The following is a 19,952-nucleotide window of genomic DNA, read 5'->3' on the forward strand; positions in this document are numbered from 1 at the left end:
CGCGTAAGGACCCCCCCATGACTGTTCCCCCCACCTCCCACCGCGCCCGGTCCCGCGTCACGCGGCGCGGGCTGATCGGCGCCGCGGGCGCGGTCGCGGCAGGCGCCGCGCTCACGCCCGTCGTGATGGCGAACACCACGTCCGGCACCGCGGATTCAGGCACCCCCGACGGCGAAGCCGGTACGGCCGGTACGACCTCCGAGACCTTCCCCACGACCCGGGCGAAGGAGGCCACCGGCGAGGAGCCCGTCGAGGCGGCCTTCCCCATCGGTTACGTGGGTGTGCGCTGGGCCGGCACGAGCGGGACCGCGGGCGGCGGCATCCGGCTGACCGACGCCGACGGAGGCAAGGGCGCCTGGAAGTCCCTGAGTGACAGCGGCTGTTCGGGCAGCAACGGCGGCGCGCTGCTCATCCCCGCCGACCAGGCTTCCGGTTACGAGCTGAAGGCACCGGACGGCGCCACCGGTCTGCGCTCGCTGGCCCTCGACACCACGCAGGGCCCACAGCGCGAGGTGGCTGTACCGAAGGACACGACCCGGGTGCGGGGCGTCGCCTATCTGTCGCGTGCGGCCTGGGGCGCGGACGAAGCACTGCGCTTCAAGGCGGACGGCACGGAGAACTCGCCGACGGCGTACTACCCGTTCCAGACGATCACGGTCCACCACACCGACACCCCCAACGGCGACCCGGACCCGGCCGCCACGGTGCGCGCGATCTACCAGTTCCACGCGATCACCAACGACTGGGGCGACATCGGTTACCACTTCCTCATCGACGAGAAGGGCCACATCTACGAGGGCCGTTACTCGGGCGACGACGGCATCCCCGCGCACGACGCCGACGGCAAGCTCGTCACCGCCTTCCACGTGGGCGGCTACAACTCGGGCAACCTCGGCATCGCCCTCCTCGGCACCCTCGTGGACCAGGGCCCGACCGCCGCCGCCCGTACGGCCCTCACCAGCCTGGCCCGCGTCCTGACCCGCCTCCACGGCGTCGACCCCAAGTCCCAGGTCACGTACACCAACCCGATCAACGGCACCAAGAAGGACGTCCCCGAAATCAGCGGCCACCGCGACTGGATGGAGACGGACTGCCCGGGCGGGACGATGTACGGGGAGCTCGCGGCGCTGCGGGAGGCGGTGGCTGACGGGCGGTGACGTCTTCGTAGGACTTGCCGTCCAAGAGCGAGAGTAGGATTTCGCCGGTCAGGTGGGGTGCGTACTCGACGAGTCCGAGTAGCTGCTCCTCGGTGGTGAGGGTGCGGACAGACCAATACCAGGGGTTCGGCCACACCGAAGGTCGGTGAGCTTCTCTGCACATCACTGTCGCCCCGCCGTGACAACTGCCGCCGCGTCGGCCGCCGTCCGGTCCACCGCTGACGCGAGGGTTGGCCATGAGTGGGACTTGATCCGGCTGAGCCGCCAATCTTCAAGCTCTGGGCACGGGATCGTCCGATTCGGCAGGCAGACAGACGCCCCTTTGGTAGCTTCGTCCCCTGTGCGAGAGGGCGACCGGTCACGCGCCGGTTGGGGTCGGGGGACACAAATGAACAACATGCCGAAACCGAAGCTGGTCTTCGTACATGGCATCGGCGGGCCACGTGACCCGCGCGAAGAACTCGTGGAGTGGAAGCGGGCATTGGCCGGCGGCGCGCGGGCCGCGAAACTCGCCTCCGACATCTCCGCACTGACCACGGACTGGATGGCGGACTGCTCCTTCGCCCACTACGGCGACCTGTTCGTCGACGGCGAGCCCCAGAGCGCCGGCGGCGCGGACGACCTCGACGAGGAGGAAGCGGCCATTGTTCTCGGCCTGCTCGCCGAGTTCCTCGAAGAGGAGGCGGCGCGGCCGGCGAACCAGGGCGACAGGGCACTGGGACGTGTACGCGCACAGCTGAGCCCCGACGGCCAGCCGCAGGGTGCCGGCGGGGCCGGCCGTCACCTTTGGGCCATGGCGACCGCGGTGGTCGCGGTGCCTGGAGTGGCCCAGGTGGCCCGCTGGTCGAGTGCCAGGGACGTACTCGGCACGTGGTCCCAGCCGGCTCGATACCTGCGGCGCAAGAACAAGGACGCCCAGGACACGACGCTCGACGAGCGGATCAGGGCCCGGGTCCTGGAGTGCCTGGACCCCGCACGGCCCACCGTCGTGGTCGGGCACTCCCTGGGCAGCGTCGTGGCGTTCGAGGCGCTGGCGTCGTACAACGGCCCCGTACCGCTTCTGGTCACCATCGGTTCGCCGATCGCGACCAGCGGACTCGTCTGGCCGCGGCTCAAGCCGCAGCCGCCCGCCACCCCCGACTGTGTCGATCGCTGGCTGGATTTCTGGGACGGCGACGACGTGGTCGTGCCGCGGCGCAAGCTCGCCGATCTCGTCCGGCCGAACGAACGAGGGGTCAGACCGACGCCGCTGCGATTCGATTCCCGTATGTGGTGGGCCCACGGGGCGACGACATATCTCGGGCGCGCCGAGGTCGCGGAGCCGGTGATGCGAACACTCTCCGCCGCGTCCGTCGCCTCCGCCGACACAGATCCGTCTGCCGAACCGGCCCCTTCGGCCGGTTCATGAACGCAGCCCGGCCGACGACAACAGTCCGGCACGCCCTGGTCATCGCCACCCAGTGCCCGGCCGCGAACCAACACCTCAGCGGTCTCGTGACCAGCGCAGAGGAACTGCACCGAGTCCTCACCGATCCGGAGATCGGTGCCTGCCTGCCCAGCGAACAGGATGACAGCCTCGCACTGCGGTCCGGCCAGGTGTCCGCCCGGCAGATCGAGGACGGGGTCAAGGCCGCGGCTCGCCGGGCGAACGACGCGGGCGCCGAACTGGTCGTCGCCTTCCTCGGCCACGGTCAGACGCCGATGGGCAACTCGACGCTCTACTACATGGCACACGACACCGAGGTTGCGGACGCAGGCAGTTCCGTCCACGTCGGCAACCTCCTCGCCGACGTCGGCGACAAGCCCTTCGTCAAAGGTGTGATCGCCCTCATCGACACCTGCCACGCCGGCGCCGGCACCCCCGACGCGAAGGCACTGGCAGGCGGCTTCGGCCTGGGGAACAACAGATATTCGCTGCTCATGGCGGCGGCGGCGCATCAGAAGGCGTACGACCTCGACTTCAGCCGCAAACTGGCTTCTCTGCTGCGATGCGGTGTCCCGGACGGCGGTGAGCTCCTGAGGGCGGCCACCCTCAAACTGAAGCTGACGAAGGGCATACAGCGGCAGAATTGCGAGACCTCCGGTCGGGATGGGGACCAGGACGCGGTCGAGGAGTTGTGGGTGGCGCTGAACGTGCAGCGGCCGACCTGGACCCCCAGTCGGCAGGTCGGCCACATCGGGAGCCATGACCTCGACGAGGCACTGGCCGGGTGGCCCGGACACCCGGCCACGGTCGGCGGCTGGAACCGTTCGGCGCTGCGTCACCTCCGCGAGCAGGCGGCGGCCTCCGACTCGCCCGGAGCACTGAGGATCCGGCAGGTGGCCGACGGATTGCTGCACGCGGGTGTCACCGGAGACATGGTCCACGACTGGGCCGGCCGGGCGCTCACCACTCCGGCTCTGCGGAGTGTGGCCTCCGACCTGAACTCCGTCTACGAGGCGGCCGATCCGCCGCTCGATCCACTGCGACCGCCGAAGTGGGTCGAGGGCACGGCCCTGTTGCAGTACATACTCGAACACGCGGCACTCCGGATGTCCGTCAGGGGGGATCCCGTCGGACGCCTGGCGCAGGCCGTGGCCGCCATCTCCGACCGGTGCGGCCTCGACTCCGACGACGCGCGGGTCGAGGCCTGGGCGCGGCGTGTCGGCGGACTCGTCGAACTCAGTGATGCCGTGGCACGGCAGGCCGCACTGCGTCAGGACCGGGCGTGGCGACTGGTCATCAGCCTCCACGCCGCCCGAGTCGACTGGCCGGAATCGCTGTCGGTGTGGCTGCGCGACGGCGCGAGCGGCGAGCACCACGAGGAGTTCCCCTGCGAACCCACCCGCGCCGAGGTCGAGCGGCGGCTTCCGGAGATCGTCGGCTGGGCGCAGAGGAAGGTTCCGGGAGGTGCGCGGATCAGGCACGTCGACCTCGTGGTTCCCGCTCCGCTCCTGCTGACCTGGGAGCCCGAGATGGCGTCCGCCGGACGGTCCAAGCTGGGAGCGCATCACTCGGTGGTGCTGCGCTGGGCGGGACGCCTCGCGGTTCCGAACCACCTCGCGGGGATGAACGAGGAGGACCGGGACCGGCTGAAGAGCCTGGAAGCAATCCACTTCGGCGACCGTGGTGCTCCCGTCGACTGGCTCGCCGACAACGACACCCGTGACACGGGAGCGCTGGTCGAGCGCTTGAGCATGGGGGCCTACGACCGGGCCATCGGCCTCGACCATCGTCCGCCGCACGTCGCGGAGCTGGTGGAGACCCTGTTGGCCCATACCCCTATCCTGCTGTGGCCGCGCACGGACGCCGACGCGGACGGCCGGGGACGCGGTTGCCTGGATGAGTACTGGGAGCGGTTGCCCGACCAGTTCATCGAGGCGTACCGGCGTCGTTGGCATGCCGAGGCGGGTGGGCCCGCCCGCCCGGCGCGGCCGGGAGACGAGCACCTCGCGAACCTGGCTGGAATCCGGGCCGCCTGGCACGACCTCGAATGGCTCGACTTCTGCCGCTGGTTCGAGCAGCAACCTCCGACCCACCAGTGGAGCGCGTGATGTCCTGGAACACGTACTACGTCGGAAACGGCGAACCCCGTGATGTCACCCTTGCCGACCCTCCCCCGTGGCGCACCTTCCCCCGGGTCTCCGACCAGCACGCCTTCCAGCCGCCCGAAGGCCTGACCGATGCCGTCAACGCCGCTCTCTATCTCCACCGCCCCCTGCTGATCACCGGCTCCGCGGGTACGGGCAAGTCCACTGTCATCGAGCAGGTCGCTGCGGAACTGAAACTCGGGCCCGTGCTGCGCTGGCACATCACCTCGCGGAGTACGCTCCCGGACGCGCTGTACCAGTACGACGCGCTCGGCCACATTCACTCCCTGCGCCTGCACCAGACGGCCTACGAGGGACGGCTCATGGGGCGGAGCGGAGGGCGTGGCCGCGGCCGTGACCGGACCAAGGGCAATCAGCCCGCCGACGACATCGCACCGTTCCTCAAACTCGGGCCCCTGGGAACCGCGTTGCTTCCCGGCGAGCGGCCCCGGGCGCTGCTCATCGACGAGATCGACAAGAGCGATCTCGACCTGCCCAGCGATCTTCTCGACGTGCTGGAGCGCGGGGAGTTCGAGATCCCCGAACTCGTACGCCACCGTCTGCGTCAGGTGCAGATCCGCGAGTGGGGCGAGAAGAACGAGAGGAAACGGACCTGTCTGGTGCGGGACGGCCACGTGCAGTGCACGCGGTTCCCGTTCATCGTGATGACCAGCAACGGCGAACGCGACTTCCCCGCACCCTTCTTGCGCCGTTGCATCCGCTACTCCATGCCGGCGCCGACGGTGGACACGCTCCGCGACGCGGTGGCCGCTCACCTGCAATGCGAGGTGCCCGAAACCGGGCAGGTGCCGAAGCTCATCGAGGACTTCGCCGCACGTGTCGCCAGGGGCGACGCCCTGGCGGTCGACCAGCTCCTCAACGCCGTACGGCTGATCAGCGACGAACAAGCGCCCAGCGGCGCGCGGCGCGACCGGATTCTCGACCTGCTCCTGCGCGAACTCTCCGGTGGCTGAGGCCATCGAATCGTTGGTCCGCGCGCTGGCAGGGGCCCTGAGCGAAGACGCGGACGCCACAGCGATCGCCGATGCCCTGTGGCTGGCAGCGGCCCCCGTGGCCACCCTTGCCGCGCAGCGGGGCAGCCTGCCCGAACCGGCGCCTTCCGACGACGCCGGCCCGGAGCCCTCGCAGGCCCCAGCCCTCGACGCACCTGTCTCGCCGCATCCTGTAGAGGACGCGGGCGCGACCGCTCTCTACGAGAGCCTGCCGCACACCCCACCGGCGTCGGGCGCGGCGGTGACGGTTCCGGGTGGCCGGGATCTGCCCCGGGCCCTGGAGTTGCGCAGAGCGCTGCGGCCCTTCAAACGCCGCTACCCGCAGGGCCGGCGCTCGGAACTGAATCTGGACGCGACCGTCCGCGACTACCGCCGCACCGGCGAACTCACCCCTGTGTTCGCCCTCGCCCCCGAGCCATGGTTCGAACTGCTGCTGGTCATCGACGCATCGCCCTCCATGGCCGTCTGGAGGAACACCAACGCGGAGTTCGCCACCCTCCTGGCCGGACTGGGCGCGTTCCGACGCGTCCGGACGTGGAGCCTGCGGCCAGGCTCCGCCCCCGAGGTCACCGACCACCAGGACAGGCGAGTCGCCCCAGGGCAGGCCGTCTCTTCGGACGGTAGACGCCTGGTGCTGGTGCTCTCCGACTGTGTGGCGCCCGGCTGGAGGCGACCGGAGACATGGCAGTTGCTGCGCCGTTGGGGAGCGAAAGGCCCCGTCGCGCTGCTCAACCCGCTGCCGGGCCGCCTGTGGCACCGCACCGGCCTGGGCCTCCCCGCGATCCGTGTCGGACAGCGCCGGCCCGCACTCAGGAACGCCGATCTCACCTTTCACGTCCCCCTGCTGCTCCGCACGCTGCGCGGCGCCGAGGACGCGGACTGGCAGGCGTTGCCCACGCTCACGTTCTCCCCCCACTCCCTGGCGCGCTGGGCGGAGACCTTCATGCGCGGGTCGCCCCACGGGTACGACGCGGTCCTGGTACCCCGCACAGGCATCGTGCCCAGCCTCTTCCCCACACCGAACGCCGCGCAACGGACCGGTCCCGACCCCACGGAGGCGTTCCTGCGCACAGGTTCTCCCTCGGCTGTACGGCTGGCCGCTCTGTGCAGCCCGTTCGGCAGTCTGAGCCTGCCTCTTATGCACCTGATCCGCCAGCAGATCCTTCCCGAGGCGGGCGTCGGCGACTTGGCCGAGCTGTTGACGAGCCCCGTCGTGACCATCCAGGCGCACGAGGACGGGCCGGCGGTCGTCCTTTTCGACGACGCGACACGCGAGCGGCTCGCGTCCCGCCTCAGCCGTCGGGACGCCTGGCGCACATACGAGGCTCTCAGCCGTCACATCGCCGCCAGGGGCCCGGGCGGTGCGCAGGACATCCAGGCGACCGCGACGTTCGAACAGGGCTCGGTTCCGCCCGAGCTGTACCCCTTCGCCCGCGCGTCCAACGAGTTGCTGGCACTGCTGCGCGAAAGCGGACCGGTGCGGCCCGCACCGTTGCCGGGCATCTCGGAGACCCCCGTGCCACCGCCCGACCCGGTCCCGGGTCAGCGCCTGCCCGACCCGGCACACAGCACCGCGCTGCTCATCGGCGTGTCTCGTTACGCGAGAGGCCACTCATTGCCCGGCGTGGACGCCGATCTCGAGGAGATGCGGTCCTATCTCACCTCGCCGGAAGGCTGGAACCTGCCGGTCGACCGCTGCGTCTCGCTCGTCAACCCCCGCGGGGCGAGCGAGGTCCTCGAAGCGATCACGCGGGCGTGCGACACGGCCGACACCGTGCTGCTCTACTTCGACGGGCACGGGTCGGTCGACCTCAGGGGCCAGGCCATGTGGCGGCTCTCGGGAGAAGGAGACGATGAGTGGCGGACCTCCGGGAGGCTGGAGTTCCTCCGCGTCGCGCAGGTTCTCGACGAGTCGAGGGCTCGTCACGCCATGCTGATCCTCGACCACGACGGGGGTGCGGAGGCTACCCGGGCCCTGCGCCGGGACCTGAATGGACGGGCCGGGCGAGTAGCCCCTCGAGTGCAGGTGCTGTCCGTCGAAAAGGCACGGGGCACCTCGAGCCGGGGGCCATTGACGCAAGAGCTCCTGAGGATCGCGAGCCAGGGCGTGCCAGGCGGTCCCGAGTTCCTGGACCTGTCCGCCATCGGCAGGCCCCTGAGCAGCGTCGTCTTCTGGTCGCACGTCCATGACGTCGTCATCGCCAGAACCCCTTCAGCCCCCGCCTTCGCGCGCAATCGGGCTTGGAAACCGCAGGTTCGACCGACTGGCACCCATGAAGAGAAAGGTGTCGGCGTCACCGATCCGGTCGATCTGACCGACGCGGTGTACGAGTCGGTCCAGCGACGTCTTCAGTCGGCTCTCCCTCATACCTATCAAGGCGTGTACCGGAGAGCGGCGAACCGTCTTCTGCGCGCGCTGCTCGACTTCGCGGCGGGCTTCGTCGACGGAGCCGAGCAGGCCGACAGCGAGGTGGCACTGGGCGCCGCCGCTCAGGACTTTCTCGCCGATCGGGGGATCACTACCGAACGCGAGGTGTCTCGCGACGATCGACGCGTGGATGTCGTCTGGTCTTCAGAAGCAGGCCTGTTCGATGTCCACCTAGCGCGTGACGGAGCTGCTCGCAGTTGGAACGCCGACTCTTCGGTCAGCTTCGAACTCGTGCTGGACCGAGAGGTGGAGGCCGAGATGTCCGATCTCGTCGACTGCGTCTCCACGGTTACCTCGGAGGCATTCACCGGCGGTGAGAAATCCTGTCTTGTGATCATGCGCCTGCCGGTCCCACAGGACAACATCCAAGTCCCTGACGTAACTGTCGATGTGGCTGAACGTGAGGCGATGGATCCTTCCTGGGGTCTGAGGTGGTTCACGCGGAACGCCCTGTCCGACGCGGTGGAGTCGGCCTGTGAGCAACTGCTCGGTGAAGCCGTCGGGGACGAGTCCGCTGACGACGACGTCATGGACGTCGTCTGGACACTGAACGGGGTGGCCCTGCCGTCCGGTCTCACGGACGTGACCATCCAGGACGTCACCCCCGTTACCCAGTCGATCGTCTGGGACACCGTGGAGGAGTACGAAGACGGTTTGGTTCTCGGGCAGGTGACGGTGGACGTCCAGCTCGTCCTCGAAGGGTTCATGGACAAGAACGACTATGCCCTCGCCATGCGCGAGGTGCGGCTGCTGGAAGAGGTCAACGATCATCTGGTGGAGGTGAGTGTGGAGCGGAGCGCTCAACTGGTCTTCGACGCCCGGCGGGAATCGGAGGATGTCGAGCTGGAGTTCCGCGGTACGAATCCGCCTGAGCCCCACCCGCACGAACCCACGTGAGGGACGGGCCTGCCTTGCTCCTGGTGTGCCTGACATTCCCTCAGGGTGACCGGGAGGAGCTGGATGTCTGCCGACCGGAACGCCTTGAGGTCGGTCAACTCACCGCGCGGCAGGGCGCGGCGACATGATGACTGACCTGGGTCCTCAAGCGTGCCGGCGTGTGAATTGGGTGGCATCACAGGGTCCGGGGGTCGGCTACGCCCTCGGGCCCGCTCCCGTTTCCGCGGGTCGCCTCGTCCGCTCCCGGGTCTGCGCGTCGACGGCCGTTGCCGTTCCCGCGCGTCGCCTTGTCCGTTCCCGCGTGTCGTCGGCCGCTCTCGTTTCCGCGGGTCACCTTGCCCGTTCCCGGGTCTGCGCGTCGACGGCCCGCCCCCGATTGCGTTCATAAAGTTCGCGGCATCCCCGCGAAGTGTCACATCGCCGAAATGGTTTAGTTCCCTTCCCTCCAGCAACCCGATCTACCGTGGACACCACGCCAGCCCGGCCGACGTCGCCCGAAGGCAACCCTCGCCCTCGCCCGACAGGAGCCCCGTGCCACTCCCCAGCATCGCCGTTCCGCCCTGGCTCGCCCATGCCCTGCGCGCCCAGCGGGGGCCGGTTCCGTGGAACGCGGTCATCCGGGGTGCGCTGGCGGCCGGGCCACTGTTGCTCGCGGCGGTGGTCGCCGGGCGGCCGTCCGTCGGAGTGGTCGCCGCGCTAGGGGCCATGCTCGCCGGGTTCAACGACCGGCGGGGGAGTCGGCGGACGGCCGTCAAGAGGCTTGGGGCGCCTGCCCTCGCGGGGGCAGGTGGGCTGCTCGTCGGGTCGTACGCCGGAGAGCATGTCGGGGCCCTGACGCTCACCCTCCTCCTCACCGGGCTCGGGCTCGTCGCGGGCGGTATGAGCGCCGTCGGGCCGGTCGCCTCGGGGGCCGGGACGCAGCTGCTCGTGGCCGCGGCCATCGGGGCCGGGATGCCGCTCCCCGAACCCGGCTGGCAGCGCGCGCTGTTCTACCTCGCCGGAGCCGGCTGGCTGCTCACCCTGCGGCTCGCGCTTCCGACAACCGGGGCCAATGCCGGTGACTACCGGTTCGACGGTGAGCGGGACGCCGTCGGTGCGGTGTACGACGCGATCGCCGAGCTGCTGGTCGCGGCCGGGGGGACGGACGCGACCGCCCGCCGGGTCGCGCTGACCGCCGCGCTCGACCACGCGCAGGACGCGCTCGCCGGGCCACGGCTGCGGCGGTACGCCAGTTCCGGGGCCGAGCGGCGGCTGCACGCGCAGTACGCCGCCGCGCTGCCGCTCGCCGAGGCCGCGACCGCGCTCGCCTGGGCGGGAGAGGCCGTGCCCGGGCGGGCCGCGGAAGGACCCCGGAGGCTCGCAGCCGCCGTACGGACCGGCACGCACACGGGACCGCTGCCCGCACCCTCCCGATCAGCGCCCGCGCTGCGCGCCCTCGACGACGCGCTGCTCCACGCCGCCGACGCCTTCGACGGAGGCGGCACGGGAAGGAACCTGCACACCCGGCGTCGTAGCGCCCGGTCCCTCGCGCGCACCGCCTTCGGCGCGGGAGGGCGTGAGTACGGGCTCCGCGTCGCCCTCTGCTTCGGCGCCAGCGCGGGCGTGGCACAGGCGCTGCATCACGCCCCGTGGTCGGGGAACCACTCCCACTGGTACTGGCTCCCCGCGACCGCCGTCTTCCTGGTCAAGCCCGATCTCGGGCCGCTCGCCTCGCGCGTGCTGTGCCGGGCGGCGGGAACCGTGCTGGGCGCCCTCCTTTTCGCCGGGCTCGCCGCGCTGCTGCCCAGGCCCGCCGGGCTCATCGCCGTCGTGGCCCTCTGCGGGGCCCTGATCCCCGTCGCCACGCGGCACTTCGCCGCACAGACCGCTGTCGTCACCGTTCTCGTACTCGCCCTCGTCATGGTGGCGGGGGAGCCGCCGGCCGCCTGGAGCCGCATCAGCGAGACGCTGTTGGCCTGCGCGATCGTGCTGCTCGTAGGGCATCTGCCGGCGCTCGGGCAGCGCGGAGGGACGGTACGGGCCCGGCTCGCCCGTGCCATGGAGGCGGCCGACGCCTATCTCGCGCATGTGCTGAGCGACGACACGACGGACGACCGGGCCGGCCGCTGGGCCCTGCGACGCGAGGCCTATCGCGCACTCGCCGAGGCCAAGGCCGCGATCGACCTCGCCGCCGCCGAACTCCCCGCCCTCGCACGGCACGCGGAGGGTACGGACGAGGTGGCGGCCACCCTCGAACGGATCGTCGACACGACGACGGCGTGCGCCGTGCAACTCGACGACACCGGGCGCCTCACGCCCCGCCACACCGAGCGGATCGCCGAACTCCTGGACGAACTGGCCGAGGGGCGGGTACGGGCGGGGCTTCGCGTGAAGCACGGCCGCGGGTCCGAAATCCCGATCGCCGTGTGACGGTTGGGGTGCTGGGGTGCTGGGGTGCTGGGGTGCTGGGATGCCGGGACGCCCTGCTGTCTCCGTCCGGCATGAGACAAGCGGTTCCCCAGTTCCGCGGTTTCCCGGTTCTCCGGTTCCCCGGTTCATGTGATCCGGCGCCACGCCACCGTCGTACGGTGACGCCATGACGCCGTCTCCCGTGACCCCGTCCGCCCATGCCCATGCCCAGGGCCCCGCCGACCTCCTCATCACCGGCTGCACCGCCCTCGTCCACGACGATCACGAAGGGATCGCCTTCGTCGAGGACGCCTCGATCGTCGTACGAGGAGGGGTCATCGAGGCCGTCACCGGCGGCGGTCCCGGTGTGGACGCCGTCCAGCGCATCGATGCCCGCGGCCAGGTGGCGATGCCCGGCCTCATCAACTGTCATACGCACTCGCCGATGGTCGCGCTGCGCGGCATCGCCGAGGATCTGCCCGCCGAGGAGTGGTTCAACGACTTCGTCTGGCCGATCGAGTCCAACCTCACCGAAAGAGATGTGGAGTTGGGTGCGCGGCTCGCCTGCGCCGAGATGATCCGCGGTGGGGTCACCTGCTTCGCCGACCACTACTTCTCGATGGACACCGTCGCCGCCGTGGTGGCGGAGAGCGGGCTGCGCGCGCATCTGGGGGAGGCGTTCTTCTCCTCGCAGGGGCCCGAAGGCCGGGAGAAGTCAGTGGAGTTCGCGCTGCGGCACCGGGGATCGGCAGACGGCCGCATCACCACCGCACTCGCCCCGCACGCCCCGTACACCGTGGACGACGCCGACCTCGCCGCGACCGCCGAACTCGCCCGCGCCCACGGACTTCCCGTGCACCTCCACGCCTCCGAGAGCCGCGACCAGACCGACAACAGCCTTGCCCGGCATGGTCGTACACCGATCGAGATTCTGGAGCGGACCGGGATCCTCTCCACCGGAACCAGCGTGCTCATCGCGCACGGCACCGGCATCGTCGAGCGCGACCTGCCGGTGCTGGAGCGCGCGGCGGAAGCGGGAACCGTCGCTGTCGCGACCGCGCCCCGTGGGTACCTGAAGTTCGCTTGGGGCCCGACACCGGTGCGGGCCCTGCGCGAGATCGGTGTTCCTGTCGGGCTCGCCACGGACGGGGCCGCCTCGAACAACTCCCTGGACGTGTGGGAGTCCATGGCGCTCACCTCGCTCGTCCAGAAGTCGGCTGAGGGCGATCCGAAGTGGCTGACATCCCGTCAAGCCCTGCACCACGCAACGCTTCAGAGCGCGCGGGCCGTCGGACTCGGCGAGCGGATCGGCAGCCTTGCGCCCGGGCGGCGGGCCGACATCATCCTCGTCGACCTCACCGGGCCGCACACCCAGCCCGTGCACGACCTCGCGGCCACGCTCGTGCACAGCGCCCGCGCCGGGGACGTACGTACGACGATCGTCGACGGCCGTGTGGTGATGCGGGATCGCGAGCTACTCACGCTTGATCTGCCATCCACCGTACGGGAGTTGGGGGAGCGGTTGCCCGCCCTGATCGACCGGAGTCACGGGAAGCGAATCCAGGAGTACGACGCCTGATCGTGCTGGCTGCCGGTAATACGGTGCGTTCAGGACGTTCAGGACCGACCGATTTCAGAAATTCTCCTTACCGCCGATGAGTTCTGCTCCTCTCTCCGGTCCACCCCACGAAAGCACCGTTTTGTAGGAGGGGCACATGACGCTTCCGCAGATCGTCTCGGGCGACGAGTGGCGCGCCGCGCGCGAAGAACTGCTGGCCAAGGAGAAGGCCGCCACGCGTGCTCGGGACGCGCTCAACGCGGAGCGCCGCGGGCTGCCGATGGTCGAGGTCGGCAAGGAGTACGTGTTCGAGGGCGGCGACGGGAAGGCGACGCTGCTCGACCTCTTCGACGGGCGGCACCAACTCGTCGTCTACCACTTCATGTTCGCGCCGGAGTGGGCCGCCGGCTGCCGCAGCTGCTCGGGATTCCTCGACCAGATCGGACACCTCGCGCATCTGCGGGCCCGGAGCACCGAGTTCGCCGCCGTGTCCCGTGCACCGCACACGAAAATCCTCCCCTTCAAGGCACGCATGGGGTGGACGGTGCCGTGGTACTCGTCTTACGACAACGAGTTCAACTACGACTTCCAGGCATCCTTCGGCGGCGAAGAACCCTACGAGAGGCCAGGAATCAGCTGCTTCCTGCGGGACCGTGACCGTGTCTTCCACACGTACTCGACGTACGAGCGAGGACTCGACGGGATCGGTTCCACGACCAGCCTGCTGGACCTGACCGCACTGGGAAGGCAGGAGGAGTGGGAGGAGCCCAGGGGGCGCTCATCTGCGCTGGGAGCGCCCGCAGGCAGTGAACGGATCCGATATCACGACGAGTACGCGGACTGATACGACGGCTCACCCGAGGCGTGATGGAGCGAGAGTTCCGTCACACCGAACCCGAGACGAAGTGTCGACTACGTCTCAGTACTGTTACTTTACGAGCCGTTCACCCCATGAGGGGCGTTTAACTCTACGAGAGCAGCGCTACATGGAGGTGCAGGGTGAACGGGCGAACGGTGCTGAAGCGCTTTCCCGCAGGTGGGCCGCGCGGGTCGTGGCCCGCGGAGGAGTTCGCGCAGGCGCGCCGTCTGGAAGGTCAGGCCGCCGAGGTGGTCATGGATCTGTCGACGGACGCGTTCCTGGTGGTCGTGTGGGCCGCTGAGCTCGTCGAGTGAGGCGGGGGATGCGGGATGCCGGAGGCCGTCCCGGGCTTCCTTCCCGGGGGATCAACGGGCTCGTTGGTGGCGACGGCAAGTCACCGGGCTCCCTGGTGGCGATGACGAGCCAACCGGCTCCCTGGTAGCCCGGCGATCAGCCGGCCTCCCTGCCGGCGACCTTCGACGTGAACTGCTCCGCCTGGAGCGAGTACAGCTCCGCGTAGACGCCCCCGGTGGCCAGGAGTTCCGCCGGACTGCCGGACTCCACGAGGCGGCCCTGGTCGAGGACGTGTACGAGATCGGCGTGGCGCACGGACGCCAGCCGGTGCGTGATGAGGATGACGGTCTGGCCGGTGCCCGCCAGCGCCCTGATCTTCTCGAACACCTCCAGCTCGGCCCGGGCGTCGAGTGCCGCCGTCGGTTCGTCCACGATCAGGATGCGGCCGCGCCGGTACGCGGCCCGCGCGATGCCGAGCCGCTGCCACTGCCCGCCCGACAGCTCGTGCCCGCCGCTGAAGCCGCGGCCAAGCAGCGTGTCGAGACCGCGGGGCAGATCGGCCACGACGTCCTCCGCCCCGGCCTCGGCGACCGATGAAGCGAGTCGTTCGTCCGTGAGCGGCGCCGAGGCGCGGCCGACCGCGACGTTGACGCGGGCCGTGAACGGCCACCGTTTGAAGTCCTGCGCCACCATCGCGATGCGCTCGGCGAGCTGGTGCCGGTCCGCGGTCGCCGTGTCGACGTCGTCCCACAGAATCCGGCCGTGCTGGGGCGCGTACAGCCCGGCGAGCAATTTCACCAGGGTCGTCTTGCCCGAGCCGTTCTCGCCGACGAGCGCCACGATCCTGCCGAGCGGGAGACTGAGGGTCACGTCCGCCAGTGCGGGTCTGACCGAGGTGCCCGGATAGGTGAACGTGACGTTCTCGAAGCGGATTTCGCGCGGATCGTCGGGGAGCGGTTCACCGCCCTCCGGGATCGCGCGCTCGGCCGCCTCGACGTACATGCGCTGCAGGTCGCCGACGAACAGGGCGTCCTCGTGGAGGGAATTGACCTCAAGGACCAGTGTCTGGAGGCTCCCCGAACCCGTGCGGATCGCGATCACCGCCGTACCCGCGACGGAGAGTGCCATCGCGCCGCCCAGCAGCAGTCCGCCGAGGGTCGCGTACGTCGCCACGGTGGCGAGGCCGGTCCAGGCCGCCGCTATCAGGCCGGTGCGCGCCGAGAGTCTGGCCAGGCGCGACTGTTCCGCCTCGGCGGCCTCCGACATCGAACGGAAGTGGTGCAGCAGGAACGGCCCGACGCCGTGCACGCGAATCTCCGGAGCCGCGGCGGGCTCGGTGAGCAGGCTGCTGATCAGGTGTCCGGCGCGGGCGTGCTGCACCCAGGTGTGGAACGACTCGTAGCGGCGCCGGGCGATCGTCAGCGCGCTCCAGGCGCTCGGCAGCGTCATCGTGACGAGCAGCGGCAGCAGCGCGGGGTGCAGCACGGTCAGGACGCCCGCCGCCGCGCACAGGGAGATCATCGCGTTCACGACCCGGGTGGCGATCGTGATCATGCGCCGGGCGGACTGGGCGCCGTACTGCGCGGTGTCCAGCAGCTTGTGGAAGGCGTCGTCCTCGATCGCGGCCAGTTCCACGGCCGCCGCCCGCTCCAGATACAGCTCGGTCGCCACCCGCTCGACCTTCGGTTCGAGCCGGCCCGTCGCGTAAGTCGACGCGGCCCGCAACAGCGCGGCGATCAGCATCACGGCGGCGACCGTGACCAGCGCCGGGAGCGCGCCGCTCAGCCGGTCCTCGACCGGGCCGCTCGCCATCAGCCGCCCCAGCACGCTGTTGACGGCCAGCAGACTCACCGCCTGCGCCGCGCCGCGGGACAGCTCGGCGGCCAGCACGATACGGGCGGCGCGGCGGTCCGCCTTCCAGGCGAGCCGGAAACTGGACGCGAGCAGGGACGGCAGCCGCGTCACCATGGCGCGGAAGTTCAGCTCCAGGAACGCGTCGGCGTGCTGGGACCAGCCCATGTCGTAGCGGAGCGGGCCGCCGAAGAGCAGATGCTCCGATTCGGAGGGGGCCGGTTCGTCGTCGCCGCGCCGCTTCTTCGCCCATTTCCGCACCGTTGGCCTCCCCCGAGAGTGGACGCACGGTGCATTCCCCAGGAACGGGGCGCTCCACCCGGGGCGGCCAAGGAGTTTCACGGCAACCGATGCACTTCGGTCACGTCCGGGCATCCGGAGTGCGCGGTGGTGTCTCTGGGCGTGGCCCACGCGCTGAGCCAGGCTCTACGCGCGGAGCCAGCTCCTATGTGCCGAGCCAGGGCTTACGGCGCTGAGCCAGGCCCTACGCGCTGATCGGACGCGACCAAACGGGTGTCGTGCCGATGACCCGGCACACGGCCAGATAGAGCGGGATCGGCGGGGTGTACGGAACGGTGCCGGCGGGCTTGTGGATGAGCCCGGGAGTGTCGGGCGCGTCCGGTATGACCGCGCCCGTGGCGTAGTGCGCGGGGGCCGGCCAGTCCAGGGCGACGTCGGAGTCCGAGGGGACGATCCACCACCAGTTCGCCCGGTCGGCGTAGACACAGCCCACGCGGGGCAGCCGCGGCAGCAGCAGCGGTCCGAACCGGGCGGGCACGGACACCGCGTCGCAGCCCAGCGGCACGGTCATGTCCTCGGGCACCGGGAGACGTCTGATCGGGCCGGGCGCCCGCTGGGCGCGCTTGAGGCGGACCATGGTGTCCAGGCTCAGAACCCGCGCTCCGGCTCCCGCGGCCGACGTACCCCTGGCACTCATTCGGCCCCCGTTCCCCAGGACGCTTCCGTCCCGGTGCCCCGGCCGTCGGCCGTCGGCTTCTTCGCGCTCCACCCCAGGTCGGACCGGGCCTCGGTGTCCGCGTCGTACCGGTCGGGCGAAGGGCGGTCGGTCGAGTGCTCCAGCTCCGCCCACACCAGCAGCCCGGGCCCGGTCTCCTGAGCTCCCCAGGCTCTGCAGACAGCATCGACGAGGAGCAATCCCCTCCCGTGCTCCTCCTCGGGCCGCTGAGGCCAGGGGCGCGGCTGACCAGGAGCGCATCCCTCGTCACGTACGGCTATCCGCACCAGGTCGTCGTCGTGATGCAGCTCACAGACGACGCGCTCACCGGCGGTGTGCACGATGGCGTTGGTGACCAGCTCGGATATGACGAGAGTCGCCGTGTCGCAGGTGTCCGCGCACACCGCCCAGCCGGACAGCCAGGCGTCGGTCAGGCGTCTGGCCCGGGCCACGGAGCCCGGGTGTGCGGCCAGCTCGAAGCGGAACCGGCGCTCGGCGGCCACGCCGGGCCGGGGCCCCGCAGCGGCACGGAGACCGGATCGGTCCTCGGCGGCACCGGGACCAAGCCGGTCCTGGGTGGCGGCGCCGGGACCGAAGCAGTCCTCGGCGGCGTCTGTTCCTAAGGGCACGGACGGAGTCACGCTTGCCACTATCGCCCCGCCGTGAACACTTGGCAAGAGTCACTATGAAAAATGCAGAGTGCCGTATGACTCTGTGGAGGCCCGTGGCACACTGCTCGCAACAGCACGCCGAGCGGCGCCAGTTGGGATCGTCGAAAAGGACCCCGAACGGCGCCGTCCGGGCTGTCAGGACACTGTGAACCGGCTGTCAGACTCTTTATGGAGGTGGGACGTGAGCGAACCGCGGTCCGCGCCGACGGTCGGCCAGGTCGTTCTGGGCCGGCGCCTGCTTGACCTGCGGGAACGCGCGGGTCTCAAGCGTGAGGAGGCCGCGCGCGTCCTGCGGGTCGCACCCGCCACGGTTCGTCGGATGGAGATGGCCGAGGTCTCCCTCAAGATCCCCTACCTCCAGCTCCTGCTGAAGTCGTACGGCGTCTGTGACGAGGAGGCCGAGGCCTTCGTTCTGCTGGCCGAGGACGCCAACAAACCCGGCTGGTGGCAGCGGTTCCACGACATCCTGCCGGGCTGGTTCTCGATGTACGTCAGCCTGGAGGGCGCGGCCGCCCTCATCAGGCAGTACGAACCCCATTTCGTGCCCGGAATCATGCAGACCGAGGAGTACGCGCGTGGTGTCCTGAAGTCGGGCGCCATCGGCCAGACCAGACCCGAGGACATCGAGCGGCATGTGGCGCTGCGCATGCAACGCCAGGATCTGCTCACCCGCGCGGACGCCCCCCGGATCTGGGCCGTGATGGACGAGACGGCCCTGCGCCGCCCCATCGGCGGCCCCGAGGTGATGGGCGCCCAGATCGACAAGCTGCTCGAGGCCATGGAGCTGCCCAACGTGACCCTGCAGGTGCTCCCGTTCTCCTCGGGACCGCACCCCGGCACGTACGGGCCCTTCGTGCTCTTCCGCTTCGCCGTGCCGGAACTCCCGGACATGGTCTACAGCGAGTACCTGACCGGCGCCGTCTACCTGGACGCGCGCTCTGAGGTGGCGACCCACCTCGAGGTCATGGACCGCATGGCGGCTCAGGCCGCTACTGCACATCGCACGAAGGAGATCCTCCGGGATCTCCGCAAGGAGCTGTGAATGGAACGCATGAGGTCGCGGATACGCAACGCGCGCATCTACAACGGAATGCCCGCCCGTGAACTGGGCAGCGAGGGCTGGCACAAGCCGTGGAGCGGCGGCAACGGTGGCAACTGCCTGGAGGCAATGAAGCTCGCGGACGGGCGCATCGCGGTCCGCCAGTCGGCGGACCCGGACGGGCCCGCACTCATCTATACGCCCGGCGAGATGACCGCGTTCATCCAGGGCGCCAAGGCCGGTGAGGCGGACTTCCTGCTGTCCTGATCGGGCTGTGCTCCTCTGCTTACTTCTGTCTCAACTCCTTAATCTTGGTGCCGACTTGATCGCCGTCTTTGTGCTGACTTGATCACTTGCCACGGCACTTACCACGGCATTCACCACGGCACTCAATACGGTATGGACCTACGGAGACCGTCATGACCGGGCAGGGCCCCATCGAGATCGACACGAGCAAGCCGCATCCCGCGCGGATGTACGACTGGTTCCTCGGCGGCAAGGACAACTACCCCGTGGACGAGGAGATGGCCAAGCAGCTCCTCGCCGTTGATCCCCGGGTGCCGGTCATGGCGCAGGTCAACCGCGCGTTCATGCACCGCGCCACCCGCTGGCTGGCCCAGAGCGGTGTCCGGCAGTTCCTGGACATCGGCACGGGCATACCCACCGAGCCCAACCTCCACCAGATCGCCCAGCGGGTCGCACCCGACGCACGCGTCGTCTACTGCGACAACGATCCCATCGTGCTGGCCCACGCGGCGGCCCTGCTGCGCGGCACGGACGCGGGCGTCACCGAGTACGTCCAGGCCGATGTGCGGGATCCGGACATGATTCTCGAACAGGCCCGGAAAGTCCTGGACCTCACCCAGCCGGTCGCCCTCTCGCTCGTCGCACTGCTGCACTTCATCCCCGACGAGGACGGTGCCTACGAACTCGTCGACCGCCTGATGGCCGAACTTCCCTCCGGCAGCTACCTGATGCTGTCCCACGCCTCGGGCGAGTTCGACGAGGAGAAGGCGGCCACGGCGGCCGAGCTGTACCGCAGGCGTGGCCTGACCATGGCGCTGCGGGGCCGCGCGGAGATCGCCCGCTTCTTCGACGGCCTCGAACTGGTCGAGCCCGGTGTCGTGTTGCTCGCCGACTGGAAGCCGGAACTGGGCGTGGTCATCGTGACGGAGGGCGACGAGCCGGTGCCGGGGTACTCGGCGGTGGGGCGCAAGCCGTGACTCCGGGTTGAGCCGGCCCTGTGCGGCGCGTGACTCGGGCTTGAGCCGG

Annotated in this window: 15 protein-coding genes; 12 read left to right on the forward strand and 3 right to left on the reverse strand. The window is 70.0% G+C overall.

The window, feature by feature from the left end:
- Positions 1–17 precede the first annotated feature (17 nt).
- From AB0N66_RS03365 to AB0N66_RS03405, 9 genes are all read left to right on the forward strand, one after another.
- On the forward strand, positions 18–1,157 hold the full coding sequence (locus AB0N66_RS03365; RefSeq protein ID WP_365427906.1) for a peptidoglycan recognition family protein: 1,140 nt from the start codon (positions 18–20) through the stop codon (positions 1,155–1,157).
- A gap of 397 nt (positions 1,158–1,554) precedes the next feature.
- Positions 1,555–2,565, forward strand: coding sequence for an alpha/beta fold hydrolase (locus AB0N66_RS03370; RefSeq protein WP_365427908.1), 1,011 nt, complete (start codon positions 1,555–1,557; stop codon positions 2,563–2,565).
- Positions 2,562–4,691: a caspase family protein gene (locus tag AB0N66_RS03375; RefSeq protein WP_365427910.1), complete on the forward strand. Its 2,130-nt coding sequence runs from the start codon at positions 2,562–2,564 to the stop codon at positions 4,689–4,691. The genes AB0N66_RS03370 and AB0N66_RS03375 overlap by 4 nt, the downstream gene beginning before the upstream one ends.
- Entirely contained in the window at positions 4,691–5,701 is a 1,011-nt protein-coding gene (locus AB0N66_RS03380) for an AAA family ATPase (protein WP_365427913.1), read from the forward strand. Before AB0N66_RS03375 ends, AB0N66_RS03380 begins: the two co-directional genes overlap by 1 nt.
- The gene (locus AB0N66_RS03385) at positions 5,694–9,065 is read left to right on the forward strand and encodes an SAV_2336 N-terminal domain-related protein (RefSeq protein WP_365427916.1); all 3,372 of its coding nucleotides are present in this window, start codon (positions 5,694–5,696) and stop codon (positions 9,063–9,065) included. The genes AB0N66_RS03380 and AB0N66_RS03385 overlap by 8 nt, the downstream gene beginning before the upstream one ends.
- Before the next feature lie 531 nt (positions 9,066–9,596).
- Positions 9,597–11,474, forward strand: coding sequence for an FUSC family protein (locus tag AB0N66_RS03390; protein WP_365427919.1), 1,878 nt, complete (start codon positions 9,597–9,599; stop codon positions 11,472–11,474).
- A gap of 166 nt (positions 11,475–11,640) precedes the next feature.
- Positions 11,641–13,032 (forward strand): amidohydrolase, encoded by a 1,392-nt coding sequence (locus tag AB0N66_RS03395; RefSeq protein WP_365427922.1) that lies wholly within the window; start codon positions 11,641–11,643, stop codon positions 13,030–13,032.
- 136 nt (positions 13,033–13,168) lie between these two features.
- Positions 13,169–13,855, forward strand: coding sequence for a DUF899 domain-containing protein (locus AB0N66_RS03400; RefSeq protein ID WP_365427925.1), 687 nt, complete (start codon positions 13,169–13,171; stop codon positions 13,853–13,855).
- A gap of 155 nt (positions 13,856–14,010) precedes the next feature.
- Positions 14,011–14,184 carry a hypothetical protein gene (locus AB0N66_RS03405; protein ID WP_365427928.1) on the forward strand — a complete coding sequence of 58 codons (174 nt, stop codon included), beginning with the start codon at positions 14,011–14,013 and terminating at the stop codon, positions 14,182–14,184.
- Between the two features lie 136 nt (positions 14,185–14,320).
- Here the strand turns inward: AB0N66_RS03405 and AB0N66_RS03410 are convergent, their stop codons facing one another.
- From AB0N66_RS03410 to AB0N66_RS03420, 3 genes are all read right to left on the reverse strand, one after another.
- Complete coding sequence (locus AB0N66_RS03410) at positions 14,321–16,183, reverse strand: ABC transporter ATP-binding protein (RefSeq protein WP_365428464.1); 1,863 nt, start codon at positions 16,181–16,183, stop codon at positions 14,321–14,323.
- 316 nt (positions 16,184–16,499) lie between these two features.
- Positions 16,500–16,952: a hypothetical protein gene (locus AB0N66_RS03415; RefSeq protein ID WP_365427930.1), complete on the reverse strand. Its 453-nt coding sequence runs from the start codon at positions 16,950–16,952 to the stop codon at positions 16,500–16,502.
- Positions 16,949–17,620 (reverse strand): ATP-binding protein, encoded by a 672-nt coding sequence (locus tag AB0N66_RS03420; protein ID WP_365427933.1) that lies wholly within the window; start codon positions 17,618–17,620, stop codon positions 16,949–16,951. The genes AB0N66_RS03415 and AB0N66_RS03420 overlap by 4 nt, the downstream gene beginning before the upstream one ends.
- A gap of 202 nt (positions 17,621–17,822) precedes the next feature.
- On the opposite strand from AB0N66_RS03420, the gene AB0N66_RS03425 reads away from it, so the two are divergent.
- The 3 genes from AB0N66_RS03425 to AB0N66_RS03435 all read left to right on the forward strand — a co-directional run bounded on the left by AB0N66_RS03425 (position 17,823) and on the right by AB0N66_RS03435 (position 19,903).
- Entirely contained in the window at positions 17,823–18,683 is an 861-nt protein-coding gene (locus AB0N66_RS03425) for a helix-turn-helix transcriptional regulator (protein ID WP_365427936.1), read from the forward strand.
- Positions 18,684–18,947 (forward strand): DUF397 domain-containing protein, encoded by a 264-nt coding sequence (locus tag AB0N66_RS03430; RefSeq protein WP_365427938.1) that lies wholly within the window; start codon positions 18,684–18,686, stop codon positions 18,945–18,947.
- A gap of 152 nt (positions 18,948–19,099) precedes the next feature.
- A complete protein-coding gene (locus AB0N66_RS03435; RefSeq protein ID WP_365427941.1) occupies positions 19,100–19,903 on the forward strand; it encodes an SAM-dependent methyltransferase in 804 nt (267 codons plus the stop codon).
- The last annotated feature ends 49 nt before the right edge of the window (positions 19,904–19,952 follow it).

Source organism: Streptomyces sp. NPDC093544, assembly GCF_040683495.1.
In the GTDB taxonomy this organism is placed as follows: domain Bacteria; phylum Actinomycetota; class Actinomycetes; order Streptomycetales; family Streptomycetaceae; genus Streptomyces.

Coding starts and splice junctions, on each gene's coding strand:
- AB0N66_RS03365 (WP_365427906.1), top strand. CDS start 18: ATGACTGTTCCCCCCACCTCCCACCGCGCCCGGTCCCGCGTCACGCGG.
- AB0N66_RS03370 (WP_365427908.1), top strand. CDS start 1,555: ATGCCGAAACCGAAGCTGGTCTTCGTACATGGCATCGGCGGGCCACGT.
- AB0N66_RS03375 (WP_365427910.1), top strand. CDS start 2,562: ATGAACGCAGCCCGGCCGACGACAACAGTCCGGCACGCCCTGGTCATC.
- AB0N66_RS03380 (WP_365427913.1), top strand. CDS start 4,691: ATGTCCTGGAACACGTACTACGTCGGAAACGGCGAACCCCGTGATGTC.
- AB0N66_RS03395 (WP_365427922.1), top strand. CDS start 11,641: ATGACGCCGTCTCCCGTGACCCCGTCCGCCCATGCCCATGCCCAGGGC.
- AB0N66_RS03400 (WP_365427925.1), top strand. CDS start 13,169: ATGACGCTTCCGCAGATCGTCTCGGGCGACGAGTGGCGCGCCGCGCGC.
- AB0N66_RS03410 (WP_365428464.1), bottom strand. CDS start 16,183: ATGGGCTGGTCCCAGCACGCCGACGCGTTCCTGGAGCTGAACTTCCGC.
- AB0N66_RS03415 (WP_365427930.1), bottom strand. CDS start 16,952: ATGAGTGCCAGGGGTACGTCGGCCGCGGGAGCCGGAGCGCGGGTTCTG.
- AB0N66_RS03430 (WP_365427938.1), top strand. CDS start 18,684: ATGGAACGCATGAGGTCGCGGATACGCAACGCGCGCATCTACAACGGA.
- AB0N66_RS03435 (WP_365427941.1), top strand. CDS start 19,100: ATGACCGGGCAGGGCCCCATCGAGATCGACACGAGCAAGCCGCATCCC.